We start from the raw sequence: 14,335 nt of genomic DNA on the forward strand, positions 1-14,335 counted from the left end.
CCCCGCCGCCCATACCCGTCCCATCCCCAGGGGCGCTGCCCCTTCGACCCCGCCAGGTGCTCCGCCCCTGGACCCCCCTGGGGCTGCCGCCCCAGACCCCGCTTCGGCCCTGAAGGGGCCTCGTCCTCAAACGCCGGACGGGCTGGGTGGTGTCGGCCGGTGCTGGGGAGGGGCACCGTCATCAGGCTCCCCGGCCCCGTCCTCCCGCGCCAGCCGATGCGGCCACCACACCCTCGGGCCCGCGTCCAGGAACAGGGCCGTCACCAGGACCGAGCGCACGATGAACGTGTCCAGAAGGACCCCTAGTGCGACCGCGAAGCCGATTTCGGCGAAGGCGACCATGGGGAGGGTGCCCAGGGCGGCGAAGGTGCCGGCGAGGACCAGGCCGGCCGAGGTGATGACGGCGCCGGTGGCGGCGAGGCCGGTGACGACGCCGGGGCGGGTGCCCTGGTGGGTGGCCTCCTCGCGGATGCGGGTCGTGAGGAAGATGTTGTAGTCGATGCCCAGCGCCACGAGGAAGACGAAGACGAACAGCGGGAAGTCGGTCGACTCGCCGGCGTAGTCGAAGAGGTGGCGGAAGGCCAGGGCGCTGATGCCCAGCGCGGCGGCGAACGACAGGATCACCGTGCCGATCAGCAGGAGTGGGGCGATCAGTGCGCGGAGCAGGGCGCAGAGGATCAGCAGGACCACAAGCAGGACCAGCGGGATGATCAGTATGTTGTCGTGGGTTGTTGCCTTGTCCATGTCCAGCAGGGCTGCCGTGCCGCCGCCCGCCTGAGCGTCCGCGTCCGGCACGGCGTGGACGGCGTCGCGGACCCGGTCGACGGTCTGTTTCGCGGCCTCGCTGTCGGCGGGGGCCGTCATCGTCGCCTCGAAGAGCACCTTGCCGTCGTACGACGGTTTCGTGCCCGGCGGCAGGCCCAGCGAGTCGGGGACGACGCCTCGTGTCTCGGCGACCGCGCGGCCCACCTGTACGGCCTGTGCCTGGTTGCTGACGATGACCAGCGGGTCGCCGCTGCCGGCCGGGAAGTACCGTGCGGAGACCTCCTGGCCGGTGATCGAGTCCGGCTTGTCGGTGAACGCGTCGGCGTTGCTCAGCCCCTCGGCGCGCAGTTGGATCAGGCCGAGGGAGCAGATCGCCAGGGCGATGGCCGTGACGGCCCAGACCATGCGCGGGCGGTGGGTGATACGGCGGCCCATGCGGGCCCAGACGCCACGCTTGTCCGGGTTCTCCGTACCCAGGTGCGGGATCACCGGCCAGAAGATCCAGCGGCCGGATACGACGAGGAGAACGGGGAACAGGGTCAGCATGGCCAGGAGGCCTACCGCCACGCCGATCGCGGCTACCGGGCCGAGGCCGCTCGTCGAGTTCATCTCCGCCGCCAGCAGCACCAGCATGCTCAGGACGACGGTCGCGCCCGAGGCGATCACCGCAGGGCCCGCGCGGTGCAGGGCCAGGGCCATCGCCTCGTGGCGGTCCTCGTGGCGGCGCAGTTCCTCCCGGTAGCGGGCCACGAGGAGGAGGGCGTAGTCCGTGCCTGCTCCGAAGACCAGGACCGTGAGGATGCCCGCGCTCTGGCCGTTGACCGTCAGGCCCCCGTGTTCCGCCAGGAGGTAGATGAAGGCCTGCGCTGTGAACAGGGCGACGATCACGGCGATGAGGGGGACCAGGAGCAGGGTCGGGCTGCGGTAGGTCAGCAGGAGCATGACGATGACTACCGTCATCGCCGACAGCAGCAGCGTGGAGTCGATGCCCTCGAAGGCCTCCGCGAAGTCCGCGGACGTGCCGCCCGGGCCCGTGATGTGCACGGCCAGTGCGCCGCCGCCCTCGCCGACGACGTCCCGGATGGAGTCGACGGCGGGCGCGATGCGCTCCCAGCCCTGCTCGTCCATGGTGATCGGGACCTGGACCCGGGCCGCGCGCGGGTCCGCCTCGCGGTCGAAGACCGGCCCCCGGGTCTCGGCGCCCCGTATGCCGTGGTCGGTCAGCCGCTTGAGCTCGGCCACGTCCTCGGTGATCGCCGACCGGTCCGGTGCCGTCAGGCCGCTGTCGCGGGCGTAGATGACGACCGCGGGGATCTGCTCGGGCCTGAAGTTCTCTGAGATTTCCAGGACTTGAGTGGATTCCGCCGACCCCGGCAGCCAGGAGGCCGCGTCGTTGTCCTGCGCGTCGGTCAGCTTCTGGGCGAACGGCGCCGTCAGGAACAGCACCGCCAGCCACAGGACGAGCACCATCCACTTGGCGCGTCGGCCGCAGACCAGATGCGCGATGCCCCGCCGGCCCGACCGTGACTGCCGCCTCTCCTGGTTCTCCGGGTTCTCCGGGTTCCCCTGGATCCCTGTCATGGCCACCCCCGCAGCCGTATGCGGAGCCGGCCGGCCGCCCGGCACGGCGCGCGCGAACCGGACACAACATCCGATGAACGTCTCAGGTCTGTACCGGCGCGAACATTCGTGCTCCGGCATGGCAGTCTTGGGTCATGGCCCCGCAGATCAACCCCAGCATCCTGTCCGCCGACTTCGCCCGCCTCGCGGACGAGGCCAAGGCGGTCGAGGGAGCCGACTGGCTCCACGTAGACGTCATGGACAACCATTTCGTCCCGAACCTCACGCTCGGCGTGCCGGTCGTAGAGTCGCTGGCCCGTGCGACGGACACTCCGCTGGACTGCCATCTGATGATCGAGGCCCCCGATCGGTGGGCGCCCCAGTACGTGGAAGCGGGGGCCTCTTCCGTCACCTTCCACGTCGAGGCCGCCGCGGCACCCGTGCGGCTGGCCCGGGAGATCCGGGCCAAGGGCGCGCGTGCCTCCATGGCGCTCAAGCCGGCGACGCCCATCGAGCCGTACGAGGATCTGCTCCCCGAGCTCGACATGCTGCTGATCATGACGGTCGAGCCGGGCTTCGGTGGTCAGGCGTTTCTCGACATCATGCTTCCGAAGATCCGCCGCACCCGCGAGTTGATCAGCAAGCACGGCCTTCAGCTGTGGCTCCAGGTGGACGGCGGGGTCTCCGCCTCGACCATCGAGCGGTGCGCCGAGGCGGGTGCCGATGTGTTCGTCGCCGGGTCGGCGGTGTACGGGGCCGAGGACCCCGCCGAGGCGGTCCGTGCGTTGCGCGCTCAGGCGGATGCGGTCACGAAGACCGCAGCCTGGGCATGCGACCACTGAGCCAAGGGAACGTGAACGGCCGCCATCAGGGCGGATCAAGAGCGCCGGATCTGCAAGGATGAACGGCGAATCCAGAGTGTGAACAGCAGTGAGGAGATCGCCGTGTCGGGTATGTCGGCGGGCCGGTCAGCCATGCGGATGGGACCCGCTGAGCTGGTGCAGGCGGCGGCCATGGCCCGCCGCTTCTACCTCGAGGGCAAGTCCAAGATCCAGATCGCGGAGGAGTTCGGCGTCAGCCGCTTCAAGGTGGCCCGGGTCCTGGAGACCGCTCTCGAACGGGATCTGGTGCGTATCGAGATCCGTGTGCCGGCCGAGCTGGACGCGGAGCGCTCCGACGCGCTGCGCGCCCGCTACGGCCTCAGGCATGCCGTCGTGGTCGAGTCCCCGGCCGAGGCCGAGGAATCGCCCGACCCGGAGAACCTGGGGGAAGTGGCCGCCGACCTGCTCGGCGAACTGGTGAACGAGGGGGATGTGCTGGGTCTGGCCTGGGGCCGGTCCACGATCCACATGGCGGCCGCCCTCGACCGGCTGCCGCCCTGCACGGTGGTGCAGCTGACCGGTGTGTACGACGCCGGGACCGCCGAGCGCGGTTCGGTCGAGGCGGTACGCCGCGCCGCCCAGGTGTCGGGCGGCGACGCGCACCCCATCTACGCGCCGATGCTGCTGCCGGACGCGGCCACCGCGGTGGCGCTGCGCCACCAGACCGGGATCGCCCGGGCCTTCGAGTACTTCGACAAGGTCACGGTCGCCTGCGTCTCCATCGGCTCCTGGGAGCCCGGCATCTCGACGGTGCACGACATGCTCAGCGACGAGGAGCGGGCGCACTACGCCTCCCTCGGCGTCGCCGCCGAGATGTCCGCGCACCTCTTCGACGCCGAGGGGCGCCGGGTCGGACGGGACCTGGGGGAGCGGTGCATCACGGTCAAGGCCGACCAGCTCCGCCGTATCCCCGAGGTCGTCGCGATCGCGGGCGGGCAGCGCAAGGCGGCCGCGATCGACGCGGTGCTGCGGTCGGGACTCGTCACCAGCCTGGTGACGGACACGGCGGCGGCGGACGTGCTGATGGCGGCGGGGCAGACGCCGAAGCCCGCGCTCAACAGGGCGGACCCGGACGGACACTGACGGGGCGTCAGGAAAGAAGAGGGGGGCGGTCCGTCCGGGGCCGCCCCTTCGTTCATCGATGATGTTCATCGACGATGTTCGTCGACGATCACTACGACCTTGGCGGTACTGAGATGACGCAGCTCGTGGTCACGCTGGACCTCGACGGGGTCACGGACAAGGCGGGCCTGATGGACCGCTGCGCCCGCGCCCTGGACCTGCCCGACTGGTTCGGCCGCAACTGGGACGCCCTCGCCGACTCCCTGCGCGACCACACCGTATGGCCCGAGGGCGCCGTCGAGCAGGGGCTGCTGATCGTCGTACGGAACTGGCGGCCCTACGCGAAGGCGCGGCCCGACGAGTGGGAGACCGCTCAGGAGGTCTTCTCCGAAGCGGTGGACCGCACGCCGGCACTCTCCGTGACGGTCGCTCTCGGAGGATCCTCCTAAGGCCCCTCTGACCTGCTTGGATGATGCGACCGTGCATCACGTTCCGGTCAGCATGGGACAATGAGGTACGTGCTCTTCCCCCTGGCTGACCTGTCCGGGGGCCACCTCTGATCGACTGGGATGTGCAGCACGTGCGTTTCCTCAACGACATCCAGCCCGCGTACGACCTGACGTACGACGACGTCTTCATGGTCCCGAGCCGCAGCGCGGTCGGCTCGCGGCAGGGCGTGGACCTCAGCTCCCCGGACGGCACGGGCACCACGATCCCGCTGGTCGTCGCCAACATGACCGCCATCGCCGGCCGCCGTATGGCCGAGACGATGGCCCGGCGCGGTGGCCTGGTGGTCATCCCGCAGGACATCCCGATCGACGTCGTCACCGAGGTCGTCTCCTGGGTGAAGAGCCGCCACCACGTCCTCGACACCCCGATCGTGCTGGCCCCGCACCAGACCGTCGCCGACGCGCTGGCCCTGCTGCCCAAGCGCGCGCACAACGCCGGTGTGGTCGTCGACGAGGACTTCAAGCCGATCGGTGTGGTCACCGACTCCGACCTGTCCGGCGTGGACCGGTTCACCCAGCTCGAAGTGGTCATGTCCCGGGACCTGCTGCTTCTCGACGCCGACCAGGACCCGCGCGAGGCCTTCAACACCCTCGACCACCACAACCGGCGCTACGCCCCCGCCGTCGACTCCGACGGCCGCCTCGCGGGCATCCTGACCCGCAAGGGAGCCCTGCGCGCCACGCTGTACTCGCCGGCCGTCGACGCGAACGGCAAGCTGCGCATAGCGGCCGCCGTCGGCATCAACGGCGATGTGGCGGGCAAGGCCAAGCAGCTGCTCGACGCGGGCGTCGACACCCTCGTCATCGACACGGCGCACGGCCACCAGGAGTCGATGATCGCCGCGATCAGGACCGTGCGGGCACTCGACCCGCAGGTGCCCATCGTCGCGGGCAACATCGTCGCCGCGGAAGGTGTCCGGGACCTCGTCGAGGCCGGTGCCGACATCATCAAGGTCGGTGTCGGTCCGGGCGCGATGTGCACCACCCGCATGATGACCGGCGTCGGCCGGCCGCAGTTCTCGGCCGTGCTGGAGTGCGCCGCCGAGGCGAAGAAGTACGGCAAGCACGTGTGGGCCGACGGTGGTGTCCGGCACCCGCGCGATGTCGCCATGGCGCTCGCGGCCGGTGCGTCCAACGTGATGGTCGGTTCGTGGTTCGCGGGCACCTACGAGTCGCCGGGCGACCTCCAGCAGGACTCCAGCGGGCGGCTGTACAAGGAGTCGTTCGGCATGGCGTCCGCGCGGGCCGTGGCCAACCGCACGTCGGAGGAGTCGGCGTACGACCGTGCCCGCAAGGCCCTGTTCGAGGAGGGCATCTCCACCTCCCGCATGTTCCTCGACCCGGACCGGCCGGGCGTGGAGGACCTGATCGACTCGATCATCGCGGGCGTGCGGTCGTCCTGCACGTACGCCGGTGCGGGCTCCCTGGAGGAGTTCGCCGAGAAGGCCGTCGTCGGCATCCAGAGCGCCGCCGGCTACGCGGAGGGCAAGCCGCTGCACGCCAGCTGGAGCTGATGCCCCAACGCCCTTTCGTACGGCCCCCGTTGACCTGTCCGCCGGGAAAATCGGGGGCCGTTTCGTATGCCCGGGCCCTAGGGTCGGTGCATGGAGATCGCCGCCTGCCGGGCCGAGGACATCGAGGTGCTGGATCGCGTCATGCCGTCGCGCAGCGTCGACGGCAACCATGCTGCCCGCTTCGCACGGCAGGAGGCCGGGGGCAGCACTTATCTGATCCCGTGGCTGGACGGCAGGCCCGTGGGCCACGCGCAGGTGCGCTGGACCGGGTGCGCGGCGCCGGAGGTGCGGGCCGCGCAGCCGGGCTGCCCGGAGATCAACGGCCTCTTCGCCTGGCCCGAGTCGCTCCGCTCCCAGGGCATCGGCACCGCTGTGGTGAGCGCTGCCGAGCGGCTGGCGCGGGAGCGCGGCGTCGGCGTCATGGGCCTCGGCGTCGGCGACGACAACCCGCGCGCGGCGGCGCTCTACGCACGGCTCGGGTACCTGCCCACGGTGGCCTACGTCGACCGCTGGGCCCACCTCGACGACCACGGTGTACAGCATGAGCAGGCCGACGCCTGCGTGTTCCTGGTGAAGGCCCTCTGAGAGCCCTCGCGCAACGGTCGAAAGCCATCGCGCAACGAACACCCACCCAACCCCCAGGAACGCAATGATCTTGCGGGCATGCGCAAGGTTGCTGCATTACAACGGCAACGCCGCTCCTCATAGGCTGTCGCCTCGTACGTGGCGTGGCAGGGACCCCGCTCGGTGGGTTCCTGCTGTCGCAGGGTGCCGCCGGTCCCCGCCGCCCTGAGAGGCAGCGACGAAGGAGTCAGCGCGTGCTCGATCAAGGCGCACCCCCGCAGAACCGCCCCCAGTCAGGCCCACCGTCCCCGGGTGTCGGCGCGCGCCTGATGCGTCGCAAGCCCGTGGAACACCTGGTCGCAGAGGGTGGTCAGGGTGAGGGAGGGTCCCTGCGGCGCTCCCTGGGGCTGTGGCAGCTCACCATGATCAGCATCGGTGCCACCCTCGGCACCGGCATCTTCGTCGTCCTCGGCGACGCCGTCCCCGAGGCCGGTCCCGCGGTCACCCTGGCCTTCGTGATCGCCGGTCTGACGGCGCTGTTCTCGGCCCTGTCGTACGCCGAGCTGGCGGGCAGCATCCCGGTCGCGGGCTCCTCGTACTCATACGCATACGCAACGATGGGCGAGCTGGTCGCCTGGGTCTGCGGCTGGTGCCTGGTGCTGGAGTACGGCGTGTCGGTGGCCGCCGTCGCCGTCGGCTGGGGCGAGTACCTCAACGAGCTTCTCGACGGGACGATCGGGGTCACCATCCCGGCCGTGCTGTCCTCGGCGCCCGGCGAGGGCGGGATCATCAACCTGCCCGCGCTGATCGTCGTGCTGCTGGCGATGGTGTTCCTGCTCGGCGGCGTCCGCGAGTCCGCCCGCGCCAACACGATCATGGTCGCCGTCAAGATCGCCGCGCTGGTGCTGTTCTGCGCGGTCGGCTTCATGGGCTTCAAGTCCGGCAACTACGCCGACTTCATGCCGCTCGGCATGGCGGGCGTGAGCGCCGCCGGTGCCACGCTCTTCTTCTCCTACATCGGCTTCGACGCCGCCTCCACCGCCGGTGAGGAGGCCAAGGACCCCAAGCGGGACCTGCCGCGCGCGATCATGCTGTCGCTGATCATCGTCACCGCGCTGTACGTGCTCGTCGCGGGCGTCGCCGTCGGCGCCTGGAACTGGACCAAGTTCGAGGGTTCGGAAGCCTCCCTCGCCGCGATCATGAACGACGTCAGCGGCCAGTCCTTCTGGGGCACGCTGCTCGCCCTCGGCGCGGTCATCTCCATCGCGAGCGTGGTCCTGACCGTGCTCTACGGCCAGACCCGCATCCTCTTCGCGATGTCCCGCGACGGCCTGGTGCCCAAGGCGCTCGGCAAGGTCCACCACAAGACGGGCGCACCCCGCCTCAACACGGTCATCGTGTCCCTGTTCTGCGGTGCGCTCGCCGCACTCATACCGCTGGGCAAGCTCGTCGACGCCACCAGCATCGGCACGCTGTTCGCCTTCGGCCTGGTCAACATCGCGGTGATCGTGCTGCGTTACCGGCGGCCGGAGCTCGAGCGCACGTTCAGGGTGCCGTTCGGGCCGGTGCTGCCGGTGCTGGGGTTCCTGTTCTGCGCGTACAACATGTTCAGCCTGGACACCGTGACCTGGGTCGTCTTCGGGTGCTGGATGGCCGCGGGTCTCGTGTTCTACTTCCTGTACGGCTATCGCCGTTCCCGTCTTGCAACACCAGAAGTGAAGTGAACCACCCGCAGTGCTGAACGATCTCGACGAACGCATCGTGCACGCCCTCGCCGAGGACGCCCGCCGCTCCTACGCGGACATCGGGCAGCTCGTCGGCCTGTCCGCGCCCGCCGTGAAGCGGCGCGTGGACCGGCTGCGCGCCACCGGAGCCATCACCGGGTTCACCGTCCGGGTGGATCCGGCGGCGCTCGGCTGGGAGACCGAGGGGTTCGTCGAGATCTACTGCCGGCGCAACACCTCGCCGGAGACGATCCAGCGGGGGCTGGAGCGGTATCAGGAGGTCGTGGCCGCGTCCACCGTCACCGGTGAGGCGGATGCGGTCGTGCAGGTCTTCGCCTCCGACATGCGGCACTTCGAGCGGGTGCTGGAGCGGATCGCGGGGGAGCCGTTCGTGGAGCGGACCAAGTCGGTGTTGGTGTTGTCGCCGTTGCTGCGGCGGTTCTCTTCGGGGTCACCTGCGTAGTGTCTTTTCCGCGGGGCGGTGGGGGCTTGTCGCGCCCACGCGGCGGAGCCGCACATCTATACAGCCCCGCGCCCCTGAAGGGCGCGTTTGCGCACCGTCCTCAGCATGCGCCGTACGGCCACCTTGTGCCCGCGGGTCCCGATCACGAGGAGCCGGTAGAGGCGGCCGGCCGGGCCCGGGAACGTGGCCCTGCTCTCGGCACGCACCCGGGTGTGCCCCGTGGCAGCCTCCTCCAAGCGGAAGACCAAGGCGTACGTCGAGAAGCGATGGCTTCCGGCGAGCGCCAGCTCCTTCCCCGGGACCGCGGTGACGACGTGGAACAAGGGGTGGTCCACGGTGTCGGCGATGGCCTGCCAGACGGCGTCCGGCGCCGCGGCGACGACCGACGTGTGCGCGTCGACGAACGGCAGGTCGTGGATCTCGGTGGCGTCCATGCCGGCAGTCTCGCGCGCCGCCTCGCGCACCGGCGTCCTCCCGCGGGCCGACGTCCGTCGCCGCGCGGCGGAGGTGTCCGGCGCCCGCCTCCTCCTGGGGAAGGGCACCCGGCACCGCATTCCCGCTGCGCTCGCGCGCCCCGCCCGCCTACCATCGATGCCATGACCTGGCGACATTGATCCACCAGCCGTGCCTCCCGAGGGCCGCCTCGGACGCCGTACCCCCGGTGTCCGAACAGTCCCTTCGGGAAGGCCTCATGACACTCTCACCTGCGCGTGTGCCCGCCACCGGTGCCCGGCGGCTCACGGCCACGCTGTACGGCTACTCGTTCCTCGACGACTTCGTCCTGCTCTACCCGGTGTACGCGCTGCTGTTCGCCGACACCGGCCTGTCGCTCTGGCAGATCTCCTCCCTGTTCGCCCTGTGGTCGATCACCGCCGTCCTGCTGGAGGTCCCCTCCGGCGCCTGGGCCGACGCCGTCTCGCGGCGGCTGTTGCTGTGGCTCGGCCCGCTGCTCACGGCCGTCGGCTTCGGGCTGTGGGTGCTGGTGCCGTCGTACGGGGCCTTCGCGCTCGGCTTCGTCCTGTGGGGCGCCGGCGGAGCGCTCGGCTCCGGTGCGCTGGAGGCGCTGGTGTACGACGAGCTGGACCGGCTGGGTGCCGCCGACCGGTATGCGCGGGTCACGGGCCGGGCCAGGGCCGCGCGACTGGTGGGCACGATGGCCTCCGTCGGCCTTGCGGGGCCCGCCTTCGCCCTGGGCGGCTATGCGGCCGTCGGCGCGGCGAGCGTCCTGGCCTGTCTGCTGACCGCCGCGACGGCGACCCGGTTCCCGGAGCACCGGGTGCCGCCGGAGACCGGGGGCGACAGCTGGGCGACGACTTTGCGGACCGGACTCGCCGAGATCCGCAGGGACCGTTCCGTGCGCGGTGCGCTGCTGCTGATCCCCGCCGTCGCGGCCGTGTGGGGGGCGCTCGACGAGTACACCCCGCTGCTGGTCCGGGACATCGGCGTCGCCGAGGCGACCGTCCCCTGGCTGATCCTGCTGATCTGGGCGGGCGTCACCGCCGGAAGCCTGCTGACCGGGCCGGCCGAACGCCTCGGCACGAGAGGGCTCGCGGCGCTGCTGGCGGGCGCCGCGCTCGCCCTGGCCGTGGGAGCCGCGGCCGGCACAGTGGCCGGCATCGCCCTCGTCGGCCTCGCCTTCGGCGGGTTCCAGCTGGCGGAGGTGCTGGCCGACGTCCGTCTCCAGCACCGGATCGACGAGTCCCGCCGGGCCACCCTCACCTCGGTGGCGAGTCTGGGCACCGAACTGGCCACGGTCGCCACGTTCGGCGTGTACGCGCTGCTCGGTACAAGGGCGGCGCACAGCACGGTGTTCGCGGTACTCGCGGTTCCCTACCTGGTGACGGCGTTGGCCCTGGCTAGAAATCGGGCTGCCACGGCACGACCGTGAAATCGCCGGTGCCCTGCCTGACCTTCTCGAAGGGCGCCGAGCTCACGCACTTGGGCAGGTCCTTCGGGCCCAGGTCCTCGGTCGTCGCCCAGCTGTAGCCGAGCCGGTCGTGGCGGCCGAGGTCGTGCACCGTGATGCCCACCCGCTTGCCCTTCTCGCCCGGCAGGTCCGTGTCGGTGACCACGCCGGAGACGACGGCCACCTTGCCCCCGGTGACGAGGCAGTCGACCTTCGCCTTCGCCCAGGCGCCCTCGCCGTTCAGGTAGTGGCTCCACTCGAAGGTGCCGGTCGCCTTCATCGGGTCGGCCTGGTCCGCGCCGGCGAGGTGCGCGTCGAACGAGAACGTGATGTCGTCCCCGGCCGAGCGGTAGAGCTTGGCGGTGCCGGTGAGCGCGGCGGCCTCTCGCTGCGCCGACGCGTCCGATGCGGTGGTGGTGGCGGTCGCGGCGGTGGCCGCTCCGGCGGTGCGCAGCAGTGCGGAGCCGAGCACGACGATCTTCGTACGGCGCTTCATGGCGGTCCTTTCCGCAGGTCAAGTGGACAGTCCCCACTCTCCCGGCGCCGCGCCCGCACCACATCGCGCCGGGGACGGGACCTCGCCTCGGCCGTCCGGCGGGGGAGGCCGGTCGGGCGTGCGCCTCGAGGAGGACCGGGGCTACGACGGAGGGCGCGCAACGAATCGCCGTCGACGCCTTGGCGCACGCAACAAACCGCTCACCGGCGCGCAACGGCTCCTTCTTGTCCGCCCTGCTCAGCCGCCCGTACCGTCTACATGGCCCCTACACGGCCCTCCTGCCCCCCCTTCCGCCCGGTGAGGAACACGCATGCGCACCGCCCTGCTCCAGAGCTCCGGCCGACCCGGCTCGACCGTCGAGAACCTCAAGGTGCTCGACGACGCCGCGGGCCGTGCCGCCGCCGCGGGCGCCGGGCTGCTGGTCGCGCCGGAGATGTTCCTGACCGGGTACGCGATCGGCGACGACATCGCCCGCCTCGCCGAACCGGCCGACGGCGACTGCGCGGACGCGATCGCCGAGACCGCGACACGGCACGGCCTGGCGATCGCCTACGGCTACCCCGAGCGGGCCGGCGACGCCGTCTTCAACTCCGCCCAGCTGATCTCCGCCGACGGCACCCGGCTCGCGAACCACCGCAAGACCCACCTCTTCGGCTGCTTCGAGCGCGACCACTTCACGCCGGGGGACCAGCCGGTCGTCCAGGCCGAGCTCGACGGCCTCCGCGTCGGCATCCTGATCTGCTACGACGTCGAGTTCCCGGAGAACGTCCGCGCCCACGCCCTCGCCGGCACCGACCTCCTGGTCGTGCCGACGGCGCAGATGCACCCGTTCCAGTTCGTCGCCGAGTCGATGATCCCGGTGCGGGCCTTCGAGAACCAGATGTACGTCGCCTACGTCAACCGGGTCGGCCAGGAAGGGGAGTTCGAGTTCGTCGGCCTCTCCACCCTCGCCGGCCCCGACGGCGTCGCGCGCACCCGCGCCGGCCGCGGTGAGGAGCTCGTGCTCGCCGACGTCGACCCCGTCTTCCTCGCCGCCTCCCGCGAGGCGAACCCGTATCTGAGGGACCGCCGCCCCGGTCTCTACGGCTCCCTGATCTGAGCCTCGATCCCCTCCTCCCGCAGTCCCTGTTTGTGCAAGGAGTCCGCACCCCATGACGTCCACGGTGCCCAACGCCGTCCAGCACGCCGACGAGCAGCAGCCGCCGATCACCATGTTCGGCCCGGACTTCCCGTACGCGTACGACGACTTCCTCGCCCACCCGGCGGGGCTCGGCCAGATACCCGCGACCGAGCACGGCACCGAGGTCGCGGTCATCGGCGGCGGGCTCTCCGGCATCGTGGCCGCGTACGAGCTGATGAAGATGGGCCTCAAGCCGGTCGTGTACGAGGCCGACCAGATCGGCGGGCGGCTGCGGACCGTGGGCTTCGACGGCCCGGGCACCGAGGGCCTGACCGCCGAGATGGGCGCGATGCGGTTCCCGCCGTCCTCCACGGCGCTCCAGCACTACATCGACCTGGTGGGCCTGGAGACCCGGCCCTTCCCCAACCCCCTTGCCGAGTCGACCCCTTCGACGGTCGTCGACCTCAAGGGCGAGTCGCACTACGCCGAGACGATCGAGGACCTCCCGCAGGTCTACCGGGACGTCGCCGAGGCCTGGAACAAGTGCCTCGAAGAGGGCGCCGACTTCTCCGACATGAACCGGGCGATGCGCGAGCGGGACGTGCCGCGCATCCGTGAGATCTGGGCGAAGCTCGTCGAGAAGCTCGACAACCAGACCTTCTACGGCTTCCTCTGCGACTCCGAGGCCTTCAAGTCCTTCCGGCACCGCGAGATCTTCGGCCAGGTCGGCTTCGGCACCGGCGGCTGGGACACCGACTTCCCCAACTCCATCCTGGAGATCCTGCGCGTCGTCTACACCGAGGCCGACGACCACCACCGCGGCATCGTCGGCGGCTCCCAGCAGCTGCCGCTGCGCCTGTGGGAGCGCGAGCCGGAGAAGATCGTCCACTGGACCTACGGCACCTCGCTGGCGAGCCTGCACGAGAACGGCGCGCCCCGCCCGGCCGTGACCCGGCTGCACCGCACCGCGGGCAACCGCATCACCGTGACCGACGCGAACGGCGACATCCGTACCTACCAGGCGGCCGTCTTCACCGCCCAGTCCTGGATGCTGCTGTCGAAGATCGCCTGCGACGACTCGCTCTTCCCGATCGACCACTGGACCGCCATCGAGCGCACCCACTACATGGAGAGCTCCAAGCTCTTCGTGCCGGTCGACCGGCCCTTCTGGCTCGACAAGGCCGTCGACGACAGGGGAAATCCGACCGGCCGGGACGTCATGTCGATGACGCTCACCGACCGCATGACCCGCGGGACCTACCTGCTGGACGACGGTCCGGACAAGCCGGCCGTCATCTGCCTGTCGTACACCTGGTGCGACGACAGCCTGAAGTGGCTGCCGCTGTCCGCGAACGAGCGGATGGAGGTCATGCTGAAGTCGCTCGGCGAGATCTACCCGAAGGTCGACATCCGCAAGCACATCATCGGCAACCCGGTGACGGTGTCGTGGGAGAACGAGCCCTACTTCATGGGCGCGTTCAAGGCCAACCTGCCGGGCCACTACCGCTACCAGCGGCGCCTGTTCACGCACTTCATGCAGGACCGGCTGGCCGAGGACAAGCGGGGCATCTTCCTCGCCGGTGACGACATCTCCTGGACGGCCGGCTGGGCCGAGGGCGCGATCCAGACCGCGCTGAACGCGGTCTGGGGCGTCATGCACCACTTCGGCGGGGCCACCGACCCGGGCAACCCGGGGCCGGGCGACGTGTACGACGAGATCGCGCCGGTCGAGCTGCCCGAGGACTGAGCGCGTAGCCCGTAGCGAAGAGGA

The 14,335-nt window shown here is 70.7% G+C and carries 13 protein-coding genes; 10 read left to right on the forward strand and 3 right to left on the reverse strand.

The window, feature by feature from the left end:
* Positions 1-126: 126 nt before the first annotated feature.
* Positions 127-2,235 carry an MMPL family transporter gene (locus tag QQM39_RS37910; protein WP_302003869.1) on the reverse strand — a complete coding sequence of 703 codons (2,109 nt, stop codon included), beginning with the start codon at positions 2,233-2,235 and terminating at the stop codon, positions 127-129.
* A gap of 245 nt (positions 2,236-2,480) precedes the next feature.
* Between QQM39_RS37910 and rpe the strand changes: the two genes are divergently transcribed.
* The 7 genes from rpe to QQM39_RS37945 all read left to right on the forward strand — a co-directional run bounded on the left by rpe (position 2,481) and on the right by QQM39_RS37945 (position 9,042).
* Positions 2,481-3,167 carry a ribulose-phosphate 3-epimerase gene (rpe, locus tag QQM39_RS37915; RefSeq protein WP_302002154.1) on the forward strand — a complete coding sequence of 229 codons (687 nt, stop codon included), beginning with the start codon at positions 2,481-2,483 and terminating at the stop codon, positions 3,165-3,167.
* Between the two features lie 78 nt (positions 3,168-3,245).
* Positions 3,246-4,289 (forward strand): sugar-binding transcriptional regulator, encoded by a 1,044-nt coding sequence (locus QQM39_RS37920; RefSeq protein ID WP_302002155.1) that lies wholly within the window; start codon positions 3,246-3,248, stop codon positions 4,287-4,289.
* Positions 4,290-4,402: 113 nt separating this feature from the next.
* Positions 4,403-4,717: a barstar family protein gene (locus QQM39_RS37925; RefSeq protein ID WP_302002156.1), complete on the forward strand. Its 315-nt coding sequence runs from the start codon at positions 4,403-4,405 to the stop codon at positions 4,715-4,717.
* A gap of 131 nt (positions 4,718-4,848) precedes the next feature.
* Positions 4,849-6,291, forward strand: coding sequence for a GuaB1 family IMP dehydrogenase-related protein (locus QQM39_RS37930; protein WP_302003870.1), 1,443 nt, complete (start codon positions 4,849-4,851; stop codon positions 6,289-6,291).
* Positions 6,292-6,381: 90 nt separating this feature from the next.
* Entirely contained in the window at positions 6,382-6,876 is a 495-nt protein-coding gene (locus QQM39_RS37935) for a GNAT family N-acetyltransferase (protein WP_302002157.1), read from the forward strand.
* Between the two features lie 233 nt (positions 6,877-7,109).
* On the forward strand, positions 7,110-8,579 hold the full coding sequence (locus QQM39_RS37940) for an amino acid permease (protein WP_302002158.1): 1,470 nt from the start codon (positions 7,110-7,112) through the stop codon (positions 8,577-8,579).
* Positions 8,580-8,589: 10 nt separating this feature from the next.
* Positions 8,590-9,042, forward strand: coding sequence for an Lrp/AsnC family transcriptional regulator (locus QQM39_RS37945; RefSeq protein WP_302002159.1), 453 nt, complete (start codon positions 8,590-8,592; stop codon positions 9,040-9,042).
* A 56-nt stretch (positions 9,043-9,098) separates the two neighbouring features.
* Here the strand turns inward: QQM39_RS37945 and QQM39_RS37950 are convergent, their stop codons facing one another.
* Entirely contained in the window at positions 9,099-9,476 is a 378-nt protein-coding gene (locus QQM39_RS37950; protein ID WP_302002160.1) for a hypothetical protein, read from the reverse strand.
* 257 nt (positions 9,477-9,733) lie between these two features.
* Between QQM39_RS37950 and QQM39_RS37955 the strand changes: the two genes are divergently transcribed.
* Positions 9,734-10,930: an MFS transporter gene (locus QQM39_RS37955; RefSeq protein WP_302002161.1), complete on the forward strand. Its 1,197-nt coding sequence runs from the start codon at positions 9,734-9,736 to the stop codon at positions 10,928-10,930.
* On the opposite strand, the gene QQM39_RS37960 is transcribed toward QQM39_RS37955, so the two are convergent.
* Positions 10,899-11,444, reverse strand: a complete 546-nt coding sequence (locus QQM39_RS37960) for a Repetin (RefSeq protein ID WP_302002162.1) — start codon at positions 11,442-11,444, stop codon at positions 10,899-10,901. The genes QQM39_RS37955 and QQM39_RS37960 overlap by 32 nt on opposite strands.
* Before the next feature lie 310 nt (positions 11,445-11,754).
* Here QQM39_RS37960 and QQM39_RS37965 point away from each other — a divergent pair, with 310 nt between their 5' ends.
* Together QQM39_RS37965 and QQM39_RS37970 are read left to right on the forward strand one after the other, a co-directional pair.
* A complete protein-coding gene (locus tag QQM39_RS37965) occupies positions 11,755-12,543 on the forward strand; it encodes a carbon-nitrogen hydrolase family protein (protein WP_302002163.1) in 789 nt (262 codons plus the stop codon).
* Positions 12,544-12,595: 52 nt separating this feature from the next.
* A complete protein-coding gene (locus QQM39_RS37970; protein ID WP_302002164.1) occupies positions 12,596-14,311 on the forward strand; it encodes an NAD(P)/FAD-dependent oxidoreductase in 1,716 nt (571 codons plus the stop codon).
* Positions 14,312-14,335: the final 24 nt, after the last annotated feature.

Origin of the sequence: Streptomyces sp. DT2A-34, assembly GCF_030499515.1 — a bacterium.
GTDB lineage: Bacteria > Actinomycetota > Actinomycetes > Streptomycetales > Streptomycetaceae > Streptomyces.

What these genes read in the sequence shown, in the direction of transcription:
- QQM39_RS37910 (WP_302003869.1), bottom strand. Translation starts at nt 2,235, where the DNA reads ATGGTGCTCGTCCTGTGGCTGGCGGTGCTGTTCCTGACGGCGCCGTTC.
- rpe (WP_302002154.1), top strand. Translation starts at nt 2,481, where the DNA reads ATGGCCCCGCAGATCAACCCCAGCATCCTGTCCGCCGACTTCGCCCGC.
- QQM39_RS37925 (WP_302002156.1), top strand. Translation starts at nt 4,403, where the DNA reads ATGACGCAGCTCGTGGTCACGCTGGACCTCGACGGGGTCACGGACAAG.
- QQM39_RS37935 (WP_302002157.1), top strand. Translation starts at nt 6,382, where the DNA reads ATGGAGATCGCCGCCTGCCGGGCCGAGGACATCGAGGTGCTGGATCGC.
- QQM39_RS37950 (WP_302002160.1), bottom strand. Translation starts at nt 9,476, where the DNA reads ATGGACGCCACCGAGATCCACGACCTGCCGTTCGTCGACGCGCACACG.
- QQM39_RS37955 (WP_302002161.1), top strand. Translation starts at nt 9,734, where the DNA reads ATGACACTCTCACCTGCGCGTGTGCCCGCCACCGGTGCCCGGCGGCTC.
- QQM39_RS37960 (WP_302002162.1), bottom strand. Translation starts at nt 11,444, where the DNA reads ATGAAGCGCCGTACGAAGATCGTCGTGCTCGGCTCCGCACTGCTGCGC.
- QQM39_RS37965 (WP_302002163.1), top strand. Translation starts at nt 11,755, where the DNA reads ATGCGCACCGCCCTGCTCCAGAGCTCCGGCCGACCCGGCTCGACCGTC.
- QQM39_RS37970 (WP_302002164.1), top strand. Translation starts at nt 12,596, where the DNA reads ATGACGTCCACGGTGCCCAACGCCGTCCAGCACGCCGACGAGCAGCAG.